This window comes from Porphyrobacter sp. MBR-49, from assembly GCF_053628655.1.
In genome coordinates this window covers 14,286-29,594 of record NZ_JBRJGU010000010.1, presented here as the reverse complement: position 1 = coordinate 29,594, position 15,309 = coordinate 14,286, and the positions used below count along the sequence as shown (strand labels likewise).

Genomic DNA, 15,309 nt, shown 5'->3' with positions numbered 1-15,309 from the left:
TGATCCACATGGCCAGCCCCCCTCCTTCACAGCACCAGATTGCAGCGGAAGGCTGGGCCATCTCACTCGCGCAGGCTCGTGTTGAACATTTTTCCACATATAATCATTTGCTTGTTTCGGTAGATGATCTTCTGGAAACCCCCGAAAAGGTCATTTCCAAACCATTTTTGCAAGATTTTGCACAAATCACGCCGCAATATCCGGGGCTGCGTGCACCGCTTGATCCGGCAATTTGCGCGAGCTGGCTGACCCAGCTTGCGCCGCGACTCGATCAATGGTTCGGCCCTCAGCCCCGGGGTTGGGAAATGCAGGCGTGGTATTCGATCGTCACCACACCGCCCGTCAAACTGCTGCCGATCCAGCGTCTTCCGCACGTCGATGGCACCGATCCAAACCAGATCGCGATGATGCTCTATCTCCACCGCACCAGGCACGGCGGCACGGCGTTTTTCCGCCACCGATCAACCGGGCTGGAGGCGTTGTCGGCCACGGATTTCCCGCGCTATGCCAAGGCGTTGCAGGAAGATGTCGCGCGCACCGGCCTGCCGCCCGCCGCCTATACCACCGATGGCGCGCCGCATTTCGAACGGACGCACGCGGTGCCCGGCACCTTCAATCAGGCAGTGTTCTATCGCGGCAACATCCTGCATAGCGGAGTGATCGATAACGCGGCGGCGCTGGTTGCTGATCCGCGCGCCGGGCGGTTGACGATCAACGCTTTCTTCCGCCCGGCGGCGGAATAGGCACAGGCACAGGCGGGGCAAACACATGGCAGAGCGCGGCGTTGAAAAACTGGTGATCGTCGGCGGAGGCACCGCGGGCTGGATCACCGCTGCGGCCTTTGCCCGGTTGCTGGGGCAGCGACTCACCATCGAACTGGTCGAATCGGACGCGATCGGCACCATCGGCGTGGGCGAGGCGACGATCCCGCAGATCATCCGACTGAACACCATCCTTGGGCTGGACGAACACGAATTCCTGCAGCGCGCGTCAGGCACCTACAAACTCGGGATCGAATTTGTCGATTGGGGGCGGATCGGCAGTCGTTATCTGCACACCTTTGGCGATACCGGGCTGAACCTCGGCAATGTTGCCTTTCACCATTACTGGCGGCGCAGCGTCATGGGCGAAGCCGCGCCCGACGCGCGCGGGCTGTGGCACTATTCGCTGCATCAGCTGGCGGCCGATCAGGCGCGGTTCGGTAAGCTCGATCGGGTCGGCAACACCGCCATGGCAGGGCTGGCCTATGCCTATCACTTCGATGCCACCCGCTATGCCCTGCACCTGCGCGACTATGCCGAGGCGCGCGGGGTAACGCGCACCGAAGGCATGGTCGAAAGCGTTGAGCGCGACGGGACGAGCGGCGATATCACCGCGATCACTCTTGATGATGGCAGGCGGGTTGCAGGCGATTTCTTTGTCGATTGCACCGGCTTTCGCGCGCTGTTGCTGGGCGGCGCTTTGGGGGTGGGCTATCAGGACTGGTCGCACTGGCTGCCGTGCGACCGGGCGCTGGCGGTGCCAAGCGAGCGGCTGCCCACTTTGGTGCCCTTCACCCGCGCCACCGCCAAATCGGCGGGCTGGCAATGGCGCATCCCCTTGCAGCATCGCACCGGCAACGGGCACGTCTATGCCAGCGGGTTTACGGATGATGATACGGCGGCCGACACGCTGCTGGCGGGGCTGGATACCAAACCGCTGGGCGACCCGCGCCCGATCCGCTTCACCACCGGGCGGCGCGAGGCATTATGGGCGCAGAATTGCGTCAGCATCGGGCTGTCGAGCGGGTTTCTGGAGCCCTTGGAATCGACCAGCATCCACCTGATCCAATCCCATGTCAGCCGTTTGATCCAGCTGTTCCCGCGCGGCAAAAACGCCGCTGCTGAACGCGCCGAATTCAACCGCCGCTGCATGGCCGAATTTGACCAGATCCGCGATTTCCTGATCCTGCATTACCACCGCACCGATCGTGAGGACACCGAGTTCTGGCGTTATTGCAAGCATATGGCGGTGCCCGACAGCGTCACGCACAAGCTGGAACTGTTCGCCGCATCGGGCCGGGTCGGGCGCGATGCCGATGATCTGTTCCGCGAGGCAAGCTGGGTTCAGGTAATGCTGGGCCAAGGCATCATGCCCGCCGATTACGACCCGATGGCCGATCAGATCGCCCCGGCGCAGCTGGACGAATTCCTCGCCAATCTGCGCAATGTGATCGAACGCAGCGTTGCGGGCCTGCCCAGCCATGCGGACTATCTGCAACGCCATTGCCCCGCCGATTCCGGCAGCACCCCCGCCTGATCGCCGCCAACGAAAAAGGGCGGCGTGGTTGCCCACACCGCCCCTTTGTCTCTGGCCCGAAGGCGAAAACTTACTTAGACTGGCTTTCGAGATAAGCGACCAGATTGGCGCGGTCCTGCGCGTTCTTGATGCCCGGAAACACCATCTTGGTGCCCGGCATGAATGCCTTGGGGCTTGCCAGATATTCGAACAGCGTCTCGGTCGTCCAGGTCACGCCGCTGTTCTTGTTGGCGTCGGAGTAATTGTAACCGGCCACCGAACCTGCTGTGCTGCCGACAATATTATGCAGCGACGGGCCGACGCGGTTTACGCCTTCTTCGAGCACATGGCACGAACGGCACAGCGCGAAGGTCTTTTCACCGGCGGCGGCATCGGTGGTCATGCTGGCGAAATCCACCGTCGCCGCAACTTCAGCGGTCGCGGCAGCAGCAACCGAAGGCGCAGCTGTTGCAGCCGGGGCTTGATCAGCGGCGCCATCGCCGCAAGCCGCAAGAGTGGTCAGGCTGGCCAGCGCCGCAGCGCCCAACAGGAAATCGCGTTTCATCGATAATTATCCTTTGAACTACGGGTTCTTTGTGTCCGCCAACGCGCCATAACCGAGTATTTCGGGCATGGAAAGCGCGGGTTCGCGGATCATGATTGCCAAAGATTGATATACGCAGCGTGCGCGTTAAAAGGTGTCCATGATGAAAAATCTGCCTTGGCACACCAAGATCGTCCTCGCCCTGCTGGCGTTCCTTCCGTTGTATTTCGCGGTTGCCGCGCTTGGCACGAAAATCGGGGTGTGGAGCTGGCAGACCGGGCTGGTGTCATTGTCATTTGGAGGAGGCGTGATCCTGCTGGGGGTCGTCGCGCTGGCCGCGCTGATATCGCTGATTATCGCCCTGCGCACCAAACCGCGCCGCAACGGGTTGTTGGCGGTCGCGATTATCGGTCTGCTGGTGCCGGGAGCGGTGTTCGTAATGTTCAGCGCTGCGAGAAGCGCGGCAGGCGACAACCCGATCCACGATATCGCCACCGATACCGCCAATCCGCCCGCGTTCTCAGCCGAAACGATGGCCGCGCGTGAGGCTGCGGGTGCCAATCCGCTGAGCGATTACCAGACCCCGCTGGGCCAGTTGGAACTTTACCAGAGCGTGCCGCCTGAACTCGCGATCAAATCACACGCGCAGATCATCACCGACCGCAAGGATCGCCCCGCTCCGCTGCCACTTGGCGGCGCGAGCAAGGCCGAAGGCGTGGCCGCGGTAAAAGCCGCGATGGACGCGATGGGGCTGAAAGACATCCGCAGCGATGCCGAGGCCGGAATGGTTGAAGGCGTGGCGGGAACCTTCTGGTTCGGATTCAAGGATGATGTGGTCGCCCGCGTTGGCGATGCGCAGATCGATTTTCGCTCGGTCAGCCGGGTGGGCCGCAGCGATATGGGCGCAAATACCGCGCGGATCATCGAACTGCGCAGCCGCACCGAGGCGCGGCTGGGATCGGCCAGCCGGTAGATATCGCTAGGCTCAGGACGGACGGACGTGCGGTTTTAAAATCGGGGCGTCGCGTCAGTCGCGAAACGCCGCCGCCGCCAGCGCGCTGCGTTGAAACACGGTCAGCACGCATAGCGCGGCATAGCCATAGGCGAGCACCGGGAACCACGCCGGAAACAGGCACATCGCGATGAACAGCGCGATGGTTTCGGTACCTTCGGCCAGCCCAGTGGAATAGAAAAAGCTCTTGCGCCCGTGCGCAGTGGTTTCCTCGCCGCGCTTGGCCGCGATCACCGCAAAGGCGAGGAAACTGACCCCGGTCAGCACGAAACTCGCCACCAGCACCAACGCTGGCAGGGTATTTTCCGCCGCCAACACCCCGAAGCCGAGCGGGATCGACACGTAGAACGCAAAGTCGGCGACGATGTCGAAATAACCGCCCAGATCGCTTGGCCCGCGCACCCGCGCCACTGCGCCGTCCAGCCCATCGGCCACGCGGTTGGCAAGGATCAGCCCCAGCCCCCAGCCGATATGGCCAAAGGCAATCGCCGCCGCGCCCGCCAGCCCCAGCACCAGCCCGGTAAAGGTCAGCCCGTTGGCAGTCACCCCAACCCCCGCAAGCATGCGCCCCGCCCAATTAAGCGGCGGGTCGATCAACGGGCGCAGTTTGGCGTCAAGCATCGGCTATACGCCCCAACTCACCAGCCCGATCCACGCCCCTGTCATCGCGGTGGCGAGGTTGCCGGCCAGCCAGCTTTTCATCCCCAGCCCCGCTGCTTCGGCGCGGCGTTCGGGGCACAGGGTGCCGATGGTCGATACCAGCAGGCCGACGCTGGCGAGGTTCGCCACGCCGCACAGCGCATAGGTGACGATCAGCAGACTGCGCGCGCCAAAGGTGCCATCGGGCAGCGCGGCGAGTTCAAGATAGGCGACATATTCGTTGAGGATCGCCTTGGTGCCCATCAACCCGCCCGCCGCCTGCGCCTCACCCCACGGCACGCCCAGCAGCCACATGAACGGCGCGAACACCCAGCCCATCACGCGTTTGAGACTGATCGCCTCGCCATCGATCAAGGGCAGCAGCGCCAACACCTGATCGGTCAGCGCCACCAGCGCAAACACCACGATGATCACCGCAATCACCGCGAGGAACAGCGCCATGCCGTCCATCGTGCCTTTGACAATCGCGTCGATGCTGGATTCGTAACGCAGGCCGGGTTCATCCTTCTCCACCGCCGTCTTGGCGTCCTCCGGCGTTCCCGGCACCATCAGCCGCGCAATCAGCAACGCGGCGGGGAGCGAGATCAACGAGGCGGAGATCATGTGACCCACCGCATCGGGCACGGTTTCGCGCAAGGTGGTGGCATAAAGGATCAAGATCGCGCCGCTGATGGTCGCCATCGTCAGCACCATGACCTGAAACAGTTCCGCGCGGGTCATCCGGTCGAAATAGGCGCGCGTGACCAGCGGCGCTTCCACCACGCCAAGGAAGATGCTCGCCCCGCCCGACAGGCCGACGACGCCGCTGACGCCCAGCGAGCGGCGGAGCAGGAACGACAGGCCGTTCACCAGCCAGCGCAGCACCCCCCAATGCCACAGCAGCGCGGCGAGCGCGGAAAACACGATTACCAGCGGCAGAATCTGGAACGCGATGATCAGCGGCGGCTGCGCGCCGTCTGCCAGCGCGAAAGGTAGCGGCGCCCCGCCGAGATAGCCGAACATGTAGGATGAGCCCTTGAGCGTCGCCTGTTCAATCGCGCTGACCGCAGAATTGGCAAGGCCCACCGCCTGCCACACCACTGGCACCCGCACGATCAGTACCGCCAGCAGCCCTTGCAACGCCAGCGCGCCCAGCATCCAGCGCCAGCCGGGATGGGCGCGGCGATCTTCGCTGAAACCCCACGCGAGCGCGACAAGCACCGCGAGGCCGATCAGACCTCGCAGTTGGTCAAACAGTTCCAAATTCTGCTCCTGTCTGCGGCGGTGTCAGCGCTTTTTGCCGAACAGATTATCGAGCGCCAGCGTATCGGAATCGCGCAACGCAATCAGCGCCAGCGCCGCGCCCGCCACCGTCAGCGAAGGGAAGAACAGCAGGTTTGCGTCTTCGGGCTTGGCAAACAGGTATTGGCCATAGGGATCAAGGAAGTGCCGCCAGATCGGCAGCACACCGCCAACCAGAATCACCGCTGATCCGATCAGGCTATATTTGCGAAACAGGCCCAACACCACCAGCAGGCCCAGCACCACTTCAAACCCGGCAAAGGCGAGCTGCAGCGTGCTGTCAGCACCAATCCCGCCGTAGTATTTGTTGGCCAGATGGGGGCCCATACCCTCTTTCAAGAGACGCGCCCCGCCCCACAGCACCAGCAGCATTCCGGTTCCCACCCGCATGATCAGCAGGGAAATCTTGGTAAGCATCTCTCGTTCTCCCGATGTGCAGAGCGATCAGCCGCGTCGCCATGCGTGGTAGCGTTCAACCCATTTCAGCACGCCTTCCGGCTTGTTCGCGCGTTTCCAGTTTCCTGCCGCAAACTTGTTGGCTTCGGCCATGGTCGGATAGGAATGGATCGTGCCGAGGATCTTGTTTAGCCCGATCCCGTGCTTCATCGCCAGCACATATTCGGCCAGCAACTCGCCCGCGTGTGCGCCGACAATGGTCGCGCCCAGCACCTTGTCCTTGCCCGGCGCGGTCAGCACTTTGACAAAACCCTTGGTTTCGCTTTCGGCAATCGCCCGGTCGAGATCGTCGAGGTCATAACGGGTCACGTCAACCGCGATGCCCTGCTCTGCCGCCTCACGTTCGTTGATGCCAACCCGCGCGATTTCAGGATCGAGGAAAGTCACTGCCGGGATCACGCGGTAATCGGCCTTGAACTTCTTGAAGGTGCCGAACAGCGCGTTGACGCTGGCATACCATGCCTGATGGCTGGCGGTGTGGGTGAACTGATACGGCCCCGCCACATCGCCCGCGGCAAAAATATTGGGGAACCTGGTCGCCAGAAATTCATCGGTAGTGACGGTGCGGTTGGTATCGACCCCGATATCCTCCAGCCCGAACCCGGTCAGCCGCGCCTTGCGTCCGATCGCGACGATCAGCGCATCATAGGCGATGCGCACTTCCTGCCCGCCATGTTCGGCGATCAGCGCGCCGTCTTCGACCCGCACCGCCTTGTGATCGGTAAGCACAGTGACGCCCGATTCCTCCAGCACGCTGCGCGCAAGGCTGGACACGTCCGCATCTTCGCGGCCCAGCAAATCGGGCATCATTTCAACCTGCGTGACATTGGAACCGAGCCGCGCGAGCGCCTGCGACAATTCACACCCAATCGGCCCGCCGCCAAGGATGATGACCCGCGCGGGCGCTTTATCCAGCTTGGCAAAGGTATCCCACAGCGTTTCGCTGGTGAGGTAGCCGCTGTCTTCGATCCCCGTGATCGGCGGCACCACCGGCTCCGCGCCCGATGCAATGATGATGCTGCGGGTGGTAAGCCGCTGGGTGCCGCCATCATTCCTCGCAATTTCAACCGTCCACGGATCGATGATCTTGGCATAACCCTTGACCACATCGACGCCGAGTTCAGTGTAGCGTTCGACAGAATCGTGCGGTTCAATCGTCTTGATCGTGTCCAGCACCCGCGCCATCACCGCCTTGAACGGCACCTTGGGTTCGCTCGCTTCCAGCCCGTATTTGTCGGCATTTCGCATCATCGCGGCGACCTTGGCGCTTTTGATCAGCGCCTTAGACGGCACGCAGCCAGTGTTGAGGCAATCGCCGCCCATGTCCTTGGCCTCGACCAGCGTGACGCTCGCCTTCACCTGCGCGGCGATATAGGCCGAGACAAGCCCCGCCGAACCGCCGCCGATCACCACCAGATTGCGGTCAAACTTTTTGGGCTTGGTGAACCCGGCATAGACCTTGCGCCGTTTGATCACCCCGATAATCCCCTTGGCCAGCCACGGCACGATGCCCAGCAGCGCAAAACTCGCGAGCACGCCGGGCGAGGCAATGCCCGACAAGCTGTCAATCTGCGCAAGCTGCGTGCCCGCGTTCACGTAAACAATGGTGCCGAGTAGCATCCCCAGCTGGCTCACCCAAGCATAAGTCCAGGTGCGGATGCGGGTCAGGCCCATCACCAGATTGACGACAAAGAACGGGAACACCGGGATCATCCGCAAGGAAAACAGGTAGAACGGCCCGTCCCGCTCCAGTCCGGCGTTGATCGCCTTCAACCGCTCACCAAAGCGCGCCTCGATAGTGTCGCGCAGGACATAGCGCGATGACAGGAACGCCAGCGTCGCCCCGATGGTTGACGCGAAGGAGACAAGCACCGTGCCCCCTGGCAATCCGAACAGCGCGCCCGCCGCCAGCGTCAGGATCGCTGCACCGGGAAACGAAGCGGCTGTCACCACCACATAGGCGAGGAAGAACCCGGCGATCACCGCGACAGGATTGCGCTGCTGAAACGCGGCTACATCGGCGGCGAGCGCCTTGATCCCGTCGAGCGTGAGATACTGGCCAAGATCAAAAATGAAATAGGCGGCCACCAGCGCAGCCAGCGCGGCAAGAATTGCAAATTTTTTCAAAACGAACTCCTTGCCCCCCAATTCGCCGCCATTGCGGCGCAAGTTACGCCTGTTTCGCAAGTGCAGCATATTTCGCAATCCAGCGCTTGTCGATCCAGTGCTTCAGGCGCAGCACGAAAGCCCCTTCGGCTGAGAGCGGGCCGTAGCTGGCAATTGCCGATCCGTCGCCGGTATTCATCAGATATAGGCTGTTGGCGCGCGGGCGATAGGCGGCGCGCGGCTCCGCTCCCGCCAGCGCGCTGCGCAGATTGGCGGCCAGCACGGGGCCGGCAAACACCGCATGCACGCCCGAATGGGCCAGCGGACGGTCGATCCGTGCGGCGATGTCTCCTGCGGCAAAGATGTGCGGGTGCGAGGGGGATTGCTGATGCTGGTCAACGCTGATGAAGCCCGCGCCGTCCACCGCCAGTCCGCTGTCTTTCGCCCAGCCCGGCGCCGCACTGCCTATCGCGGTGATGATCGCATCGGCCGGTTCGAGCGATACCGCGCCCGCCATGATCGCGCCGTTTTCCAGATGGGCATCATCGCGGTGCACCGCAATTTTCTGCCGCGCCAGCGCATGCGCAACCCTGCGCTGCACAGCGGGCGCAAAGCCGGGGAGCAGGCCGTCGCGCCCAGTTACCAGCGCCACTTGCGGCGCGGTGCCAGCATCCTTGCGGTTGCAAATGGCAAAGGCCAGTTCCACGCCCCCCGCACCGCCGCCCGCCACCACCACATGGCCAAGCGCAGGCAGCAGCGCGAGGCGATCAACAAAGCCGCCAATCGGGCGCACGTCGATCAGGCGCGGATCATCGCCCAGCAGCGCCGCGCCGCGCCCTTCGCCGCCGGTGTCGAATGATGCGATGTCAAAGGCAATTTCCCCTCCCCCCGCCGTGCGCACGCGCCGGGCATCGGGATCAAGCCCGGTGCAGGAATCGAGCACCAGTTCAACCCCGGCACGCTGCGCCAGCGCGGCCAGATCGACCAGCGCCTCATCGCGGCTATGCTGCCCTACGATCCAGCCCGGCACCATGCCCGAATAGCGCAATGTCGGCTGCGGGGTCAGCAATAGAGTGCGCGTGTCCGCAGGCACGCCGCGCGCGGTCCAGTCCGCCAGCACCGCAACATGCGCGTGCCCGCCGCCAACCAGCAGGAGTGTCTGGGTCAATGCGCTGTCCTTTGCTGCGGTTGTGCAGGTCGCCCCAACCCCATCGCGCGCGGTTCGATTGCGCGCAAGGATTTACCAGTGCGCCGCGATGCCGAAGCATTACGCGCTGGAATGCGAGGCTGCGAACAATCCTTCACCGCCGATAGCTCATAATTTATGTATTTAGATGTTATTTATCAATATATTGAATATAGCGCACGCTTCTCACGTTACGCCAAAAGTGAAATAGCGGTGCACCGCCGCTGATGCCGCTTGCCATGGGTTTGGGTCACGGATATTTCACACCTCTACGGCTTGGGGGAATCGCGTGAAGTCAGCCATTTTTGCGGCCATCGGCTGCACGGTCCTTGCCTTCGGAGCGCCGCTAAATGCGGCACAGGATGAACCAGCTGATACAGATCAGCCGACCGCCGTGGCCGTTTGCGAATTGCACGTCTGGCCTGCCGGTGCGGTGCGCTCAACCTATAATGGCTGGTTCCACGGCGGGATCGTCGATGGCGCGATCCAGGGGCGCGATGGGTATCGCAAATTGCCCGAATCCATTTTGTCGTCAAAAGACCAGGTCGACATTTTGCACGGGCTGGACGTTGCTGCGATCCTGCAATTGCAAGGCTACGCGGTTGTGGTGCACGATCAACCTTTGCCCAGCCGCGTGATCCGGACGACCGCTGGCCGACTGATGCCAGCTTCGCCGCCTTGCTATGCCGAACTGGTCACCGACGATGTATTCTTTCAGGATGACGTCTTTGCCGGTCAATACTTCAAGGCGATTTTCCGCTTTCGTAAGTTTGACGGCAGCGACGCATCGACCCGCAGTTTTGGCACATATGTGCAGCACAAGCTGGAACGGTTTCCGCCTCAGGAACCCGAACAGCTTGATGCCGCACTTGAGGAAATCCGGCTCGCCTATGGCAAGACCGTGAACGGGTTTGGTGAGGCGCTGAACCGCCCGCCCAAAAAGAAGAAGAAATAGGGTTTCAAAGCATAATTTACAGACGCGTGCTGCGGCACGGATTGAAAGGTAAACCTGATGAAATTTCCGATATTGCTGGCTGCCGGATTGGTTTTGGCCGCCTCGGCACCCGCCATTGCTCAGGCGCAGGACGCGCCCGCAGATTATACCCCCAGTGCCAAGGGCCTGTTGCCCGAAGTGGCGGCGGATGGCTGCGAATTGCATGTCTGGCCGGCAGAACGGATGCAATCGCTGACATCGGGTCTGCTCGGGCCGGGCCTGCTCAATTCCGCGATCAACTCGGGCAAGGATGCCAACAACAAGACCTTGTTGGCGAGCGCGCTGGACAGCCCGTCGCAGCTTGACGCATTGCAGGATCTCGACCTGCGCACGCTGCTGAAACTTACGCCGGGCACCACCATCATCCGGCACGAAACCCCGCTCGAACGCAAGACCATGAACAAGGTCAAGGAACGCCGCGCCGATTCCACCTCGGCATGCTATTCGGAACTGATCGTGGCCGATGTATTCTATCAGAAGGCGGCGATCTATGGCCGCTCGCTGCGGACGCTGTTCATGGTGCGCCAGTTCGGCAATGACCAGAAAATCGACAAGGAATACAAGGCATGGGGCGGCAACGGATTGAGCCTGTTTCCACCCAAGGAAGGCGAAGACGCGATCGCTGCGCTCGATGAACTGGTCAGCGTCTACAAGGCCAATTTCGAAGAATTTGCCAAGAACGCGCGCACAAGGCTGGCGGCGAAGTAAACCTCGCTGGCGTAATCCCGCAGGGCCGTCGGAGCGATCCGGCGGCCCTTTGGGTTACAGCTTCCCCCGCAGCGCCTGATACGCCGCAGCCGCCACGGTGTTGGCGAGGTTGAGCGAGCGGATCACGTCTGACCGCATCGGCAGGTGGAACAGTCGGTCGGGGTTCTGGTCAATGATGGGCTGCGGGATGCCCTTGGTTTCCTGCCCGAACACCAGCATCGCATCGTCGGGATAGTCGGGTTCATAGAAACTGCGGCTGCCGAATTCCTCGAACAGGAACAGCTGATCGGGACGCGGGGTGCGCGCCGCGAGGAACGCCTCCCAATTGGCATATTCGGTCAGGTTGACGTGGGGCCAATAATCCAGCCCTGCACGCTTCACCTGTTTGTCGGAAATGTCGAAGCCAAGCGGGTGGATCAGGATCAACTCCATCCCCAACGCCACACAGGTACGCCCCACCGCCCCGGTGTTGCCGGGGATTTCGGGCTGGATCAGGATGATGGAGAGGCCCATCAGGCCGCCCCCGCGGTCAGCCCAGCTTGTCCTTCAGCAACTGGTTCACCACACCCGGATTGGCCTTGCCCTGCATCGCCTTCATCGTCTGGCCGACGAAGAAGCCGAACAGCGCTTCCTTGCCGCCGCGGTACTGTTCGACCTTGTCAGAGTTGGCGGCGATAATCGCGTCCACGGCGGCTTCGATCGCGCCGGTGTCGCTGACCTGTTTCAGCCCTTCGGCGTCCGCAACTTCCGCCGGGTCGCGGCCAGTCTTGAGCGCGATTTCAAAGATTTCCTTGGCCTGCCCGCCGCTGATTTCGCCCTTGTCCTGCATTGCAAGGATGCTCGCCTGCGCGGCAGCCGTGGCATTTGCGGGGTCAGCTTCATCGCCCAGCGCCTTCATCACCCCCGGCGCGACCGACAGCGACCAGTTGGCGACCTGCGTGGCGACCGCCGCCTCGCCCTTGCCAATCACTTTGGCGGTTTCAGCCAGCAGCGTTTCAAACCGCGCGAAGGTTTCCACCTCGGCGGTCAACTCGCGCGCGTTATAGGGCGTGAGGCCAAGCACCTCGACATAGCGCCGCCGCTTGGCATCGGGCAGTTCGGGGAGCGAGGCGCGGCAATCGGCGAGGAAATCCTCCTCCAGCACCAGCGGCAGCAAATCGGGATCGGGGAAGTAGCGATAATCGTGCGCGTCTTCCTTGCTACGCATGGTGCGCGTGGTGCCGGTGCCGGGGTCGAACAGCCGGGTTTCCTGCACGATCCGCCCGCCGCTTTCGATCACATCGACCTGACGGCTGGCTTCGTATTCGATCACCTGCATGACAAACCGCACCGAATTGACATTCTTCGTCTCGGTCCGCGTGCCGAATTCCTCGCCCGGACGGCGCACGGAGACATTGACGTCGGCGCGCATCGATCCTTCTTCCATATTGCCATCGCAGCTGCCGACATAGCGCAGGATTGCGCGCAGTTTGCGCACGTATGCCCCGGCCTCGGCGGGTGAGCGCATATCGGGCTTCGACACAATTTCCATCAGCGCCACGCCGCAGCGGTTGAGGTCAACATAGGACATGGTCGGGTGCTGATCATGCATCAGCTTGCCCGCGTCCTGCTCCACGTGAATGCGCTCAATCCCGATGATCTTGTCCTCCGGGATGCCCGCCTTTTCGTCCGCATCGATCAGCAGCTGCCCTTCGCCCACGATCGGGTGGTAAAGCTGGCTGATCTGGTAGCCCTGCGGCAAGTCGGCGTAGAAATAATTCTTGCGGTCAAACCGGCTCCACGCGTTGATCTGCGCATCAATCGCCATTCCGGTGCGCACCGCCTGCCGGATGCATTCGCGGTTGGGCACCGGCAGCATCCCCGGCATCGCGGCATCGACGAGCGACACCTGCGCATTAGGCTCCGCCCCGAAGGTGGTCGACGCGCCGGAAAACAGCTTGGAATGCGAAGTCACCTGCGCGTGGACTTCAAGGCCGATCACGACCTCCCATTCGCCGGTGGCACCCTGAATGCGGTAGTTACTCATCGTTCAACCCCAACAAATAAACCTCGGTCGCTTTCAACTCATTGCGAGCGATGTCATCGAATCTACCATCGCCAGTGATCGAGATTGATTCCAGAAACAGTATGCTCATATCTTTGTATTCTGGATATTTTTTTAGCTCTCGCAGGTAAACGACCATAGCTGGACCATTAAATGTCCCATCAGCCGATTTCAGCATCCCGTTCAATCTGATGCAGAGTTCAGAATATTCATGAACGTACGACTGCCTTGCCAACTCCTTCTTGGCTTTCCTGCGCGTCTGCTCAACGACAATGCCTGTCAGAATGACCATAATCCAGAAAGGGATGACCATCCCAAAAATGATCAATCCGATGGTCGTCCATTCAAAGCCTGTCACTGGCAACCCTCGCGCGAAGCACCATCCGTCATTTCGTTTCCTCGTCACTCTCGGGGCGTTCGCGCGTATCGAACCGCGCCTCGCCGTGATCGACGTTCTTTCTTACCCAATTGGCGACCATGAAGGTCAGCGGCACCGCGAGGGCGATGCCGATGCCGGCAAGCCACAGCGGCAGATCGGCGTTCACCACCACTTCTCTGGCTTCGCGCTGAAGCCCGAGCGCTGCTGGATCGCTAGCCCAGCATTGAGCACGCCCTGTTCGTCAAACGGGCGGCCTACCAGTTGCAGGCCCAGAGGCAGGCCATCGGCGTTGATCGTTGCAGGCACGCTCATTGCGGGCAGACCTGCAAGGCTGGCGGGCACGGCGAAAACATCATTCAGATACATCGCCAGCGGGTCATCGACATTCTCGCCGAGCGGGAAGCTCGCCGTGGGCGTGGTCGGGGCGTGGATCACGTCGCACTCTTGGAACGCGCGCTCGAAATCGCGCGCCACCAGCGCCCGCACCTTCTGCGCCTGCGTATAATAGGCATCGTAGAAGCCCGCTGACAGCACATAGGTGCCGATCAGGATGCGGCGTTTGACCTCGTCCCCGAACCCGGCGGCGCGGGTGGCGGCGTACATATCCTGCAAGCCGGAGCCATCCGGCAAATCGCGCAAGCCGTAACGCACCCCGTCATAACGCGCGAGGTTGGAGGAGGCTTCGGCAGGGGCGATGATGTAGTAGGCGGGCAGCGCATATTTGGTGTGCGGCAGCGACACGTCGACGATTTCCGCGCCCGCATCGCGCAGCCACGCCTTGCCCTGCTCCCACGAATCGAGGATCGCCTGATCGGTGCCCTCCATCCGGTATTCGCGCGGTATGCCGACTTTCTTGCCGCGCAGGTCAGCGTTCAGCGCGCCCTCCCAATCGGGCACGTCCATCTGGAGGCTGGTCGAATCCTTCGGATCGAACCCCGCCATCGCGCCGAGCATGATCGCGCAATCTTCAACGCTGCGCGCCATCGATCCGGCCTGATCGAGGCTGGAGGCGAAGGCGACGATGCCCCAGCGGCTGCACCGCCCATAAGTCGGTTTGATCCCGCAGATGCCGGTGAAGGCCGCCGGTTGCCGGATTGACCCGCCGGTGTCGGTGCCGGTTGCGGCAGGCGCAATCCGCGCCGCGACTGCCGAGGAGGAACCGCCCGAAGAACCGCCGGGGCTCATCGGCTGGTTGCTGCCGGACTTGCGCCACGGTGAGGCGACATTGCCGAAATAGCTGGTTTCGTTGGACGAACCCATCGCGAACTGATCGAGGTTCAATTTGCCGAGCATCCCCGCGCCTGCGTCCCACAGCTTCTGCGAAACGGTCGATTCGTAACGCGGGATGAAGCCTTCGAGGATGTGGCTGGCAGCCGTGGTCTGCACGCCGTGGGTGGCGAACAGGTCTTTCATCCCGATTGGCACACCCGCCATTGCACCCAGCGGTTCGCCAGCCGCGCGCGCGGCGTCGACCTTGTCGGCGGCGGCGAGTGCATGATCGGGGGTGGTCACGATGAAGGCGTTGAGCGCGGCAGCATCGGCCACGGCCGCGTTGAAACTTTCCGCGACTTCGCGCGCGGTGAAGCTGCCATCGCGCACGCCATCGCGAATGTCTTTGACGCCGAATTGGGTAAGGTCAGTCATACTATCAGCGAGTCCCCG

Annotated in this window: 16 protein-coding genes; 5 read left to right on the top strand and 11 right to left on the bottom strand. The window is 62.3% G+C overall.

From position 1 onward, the window contains the following. Positions 1-8: 8 nt before the first annotated feature. Positions 9-743, top strand: coding sequence for a DUF6445 family protein (locus tag ACSSV3_RS13145; RefSeq protein WP_354326649.1), 735 nt, complete (start codon positions 9-11; stop codon positions 741-743). Between the two features lie 25 nt (positions 744-768). Continuing rightward, positions 769-2,298, top strand: a complete 1,530-nt coding sequence (locus ACSSV3_RS13140; RefSeq protein WP_354326651.1) for a tryptophan halogenase family protein — start codon at positions 769-771, stop codon at positions 2,296-2,298. A gap of 70 nt (positions 2,299-2,368) precedes the next feature. Here ACSSV3_RS13140 and ACSSV3_RS13135 read toward each other — a convergent pair whose 3' ends face one another. Then, positions 2,369-2,842, bottom strand: a complete 474-nt coding sequence (locus tag ACSSV3_RS13135; protein WP_354326655.1) for a c-type cytochrome — start codon at positions 2,840-2,842, stop codon at positions 2,369-2,371. 139 nt (positions 2,843-2,981) lie between these two features. On the opposite strand from ACSSV3_RS13135, the gene ACSSV3_RS13130 reads away from it, so the two are divergent. Next, positions 2,982-3,794, top strand: coding sequence for a DUF1499 domain-containing protein (locus tag ACSSV3_RS13130; protein WP_354326657.1), 813 nt, complete (start codon positions 2,982-2,984; stop codon positions 3,792-3,794). A 54-nt stretch (positions 3,795-3,848) separates the two neighbouring features. Here the strand turns inward: ACSSV3_RS13130 and ACSSV3_RS13125 are convergent, their stop codons facing one another. From ACSSV3_RS13125 to ACSSV3_RS13105, 5 genes are read right to left on the bottom strand one after another with little or no spacing between them, the layout of a single operon-like run. Next, positions 3,849-4,454, bottom strand: coding sequence for a CDP-alcohol phosphatidyltransferase family protein (locus ACSSV3_RS13125; protein ID WP_354326658.1), 606 nt, complete (start codon positions 4,452-4,454; stop codon positions 3,849-3,851). 3 nt (positions 4,455-4,457) lie between these two features. Then, positions 4,458-5,735 carry a NupC/NupG family nucleoside CNT transporter gene (locus tag ACSSV3_RS13120; protein ID WP_354326660.1) on the bottom strand — a complete coding sequence of 426 codons (1,278 nt, stop codon included), beginning with the start codon at positions 5,733-5,735 and terminating at the stop codon, positions 4,458-4,460. Between the two features lie 24 nt (positions 5,736-5,759). Further along, positions 5,760-6,191 (bottom strand): hypothetical protein, encoded by a 432-nt coding sequence (locus ACSSV3_RS13115; RefSeq protein WP_354326662.1) that lies wholly within the window; start codon positions 6,189-6,191, stop codon positions 5,760-5,762. A gap of 27 nt (positions 6,192-6,218) precedes the next feature. Then, positions 6,219-8,357: an FAD-dependent oxidoreductase gene (locus tag ACSSV3_RS13110; protein ID WP_354326664.1), complete on the bottom strand. Its 2,139-nt coding sequence runs from the start codon at positions 8,355-8,357 to the stop codon at positions 6,219-6,221. A 43-nt stretch (positions 8,358-8,400) separates the two neighbouring features. After that, positions 8,401-9,504, bottom strand: a complete 1,104-nt coding sequence (locus ACSSV3_RS13105; RefSeq protein WP_354326666.1) for an FAD-dependent oxidoreductase — start codon at positions 9,502-9,504, stop codon at positions 8,401-8,403. A 307-nt stretch (positions 9,505-9,811) separates the two neighbouring features. Between ACSSV3_RS13105 and ACSSV3_RS13100 the strand changes: the two genes are divergently transcribed. Both ACSSV3_RS13100 and ACSSV3_RS13095 read left to right on the top strand, forming a co-directional pair. Then, positions 9,812-10,477 (top strand): hypothetical protein, encoded by a 666-nt coding sequence (locus ACSSV3_RS13100; protein ID WP_354326667.1) that lies wholly within the window; start codon positions 9,812-9,814, stop codon positions 10,475-10,477. A gap of 57 nt (positions 10,478-10,534) precedes the next feature. Beyond that, positions 10,535-11,224, top strand: a complete 690-nt coding sequence (locus ACSSV3_RS13095) for a hypothetical protein (protein WP_354326669.1) — start codon at positions 10,535-10,537, stop codon at positions 11,222-11,224. Positions 11,225-11,278: 54 nt separating this feature from the next. On the opposite strand, the gene ACSSV3_RS13090 is transcribed toward ACSSV3_RS13095, so the two are convergent. The 5 genes from ACSSV3_RS13090 to gatA are packed head-to-tail and all read right to left on the bottom strand — an operon-like array spanning position 11,279 to position 15,291. Further along, on the bottom strand, positions 11,279-11,737 hold the full coding sequence (locus tag ACSSV3_RS13090) for a tRNA (cytidine(34)-2'-O)-methyltransferase (protein ID WP_354326670.1): 459 nt from the start codon (positions 11,735-11,737) through the stop codon (positions 11,279-11,281). A 16-nt stretch (positions 11,738-11,753) separates the two neighbouring features. Further along, positions 11,754-13,250 carry an Asp-tRNA(Asn)/Glu-tRNA(Gln) amidotransferase subunit GatB gene (gene gatB, locus ACSSV3_RS13085; protein ID WP_354326671.1) on the bottom strand — a complete coding sequence of 499 codons (1,497 nt, stop codon included), beginning with the start codon at positions 13,248-13,250 and terminating at the stop codon, positions 11,754-11,756. Beyond that, positions 13,243-13,626, bottom strand: a complete 384-nt coding sequence (locus ACSSV3_RS13080; protein WP_354326673.1) for a hypothetical protein — start codon at positions 13,624-13,626, stop codon at positions 13,243-13,245. Before ACSSV3_RS13080 ends, gatB begins: the two co-directional genes overlap by 8 nt. Before the next feature lie 28 nt (positions 13,627-13,654). Next, positions 13,655-13,813 carry a glutamyl-tRNA amidotransferase gene (locus ACSSV3_RS13075; RefSeq protein ID WP_354326675.1) on the bottom strand — a complete coding sequence of 53 codons (159 nt, stop codon included), beginning with the start codon at positions 13,811-13,813 and terminating at the stop codon, positions 13,655-13,657. Then, on the bottom strand, positions 13,810-15,291 hold the full coding sequence (gene gatA, locus ACSSV3_RS13070; RefSeq protein ID WP_354326677.1) for an Asp-tRNA(Asn)/Glu-tRNA(Gln) amidotransferase subunit GatA: 1,482 nt from the start codon (positions 15,289-15,291) through the stop codon (positions 13,810-13,812). Before gatA ends, ACSSV3_RS13075 begins: the two co-directional genes overlap by 4 nt. Positions 15,292-15,309: the final 18 nt, after the last annotated feature.

Coding starts and splice junctions, on each gene's coding strand:
- ACSSV3_RS13145 (WP_354326649.1), top strand. CDS start 9: ATGGCCAGCCCCCCTCCTTCACAGCACCAGATTGCAGCGGAAGGCTGG.
- ACSSV3_RS13135 (WP_354326655.1), bottom strand. CDS start 2,842: ATGAAACGCGATTTCCTGTTGGGCGCTGCGGCGCTGGCCAGCCTGACC.
- ACSSV3_RS13115 (WP_354326662.1), bottom strand. CDS start 6,191: ATGCTTACCAAGATTTCCCTGCTGATCATGCGGGTGGGAACCGGAATG.
- ACSSV3_RS13130 (WP_354326657.1), top strand. CDS start 2,982: ATGATGAAAAATCTGCCTTGGCACACCAAGATCGTCCTCGCCCTGCTG.
- ACSSV3_RS13095 (WP_354326669.1), top strand. CDS start 10,535: ATGAAATTTCCGATATTGCTGGCTGCCGGATTGGTTTTGGCCGCCTCG.
- ACSSV3_RS13140 (WP_354326651.1), top strand. CDS start 769: ATGGCAGAGCGCGGCGTTGAAAAACTGGTGATCGTCGGCGGAGGCACC.
- ACSSV3_RS13125 (WP_354326658.1), bottom strand. CDS start 4,454: ATGCTTGACGCCAAACTGCGCCCGTTGATCGACCCGCCGCTTAATTGG.
- gatA (WP_354326677.1), bottom strand. CDS start 15,291: ATGACTGACCTTACCCAATTCGGCGTCAAAGACATTCGCGATGGCGTG.
- gatB (WP_354326671.1), bottom strand. CDS start 13,250: ATGAGTAACTACCGCATTCAGGGTGCCACCGGCGAATGGGAGGTCGTG.
- ACSSV3_RS13090 (WP_354326670.1), bottom strand. CDS start 11,737: ATGGGCCTCTCCATCATCCTGATCCAGCCCGAAATCCCCGGCAACACC.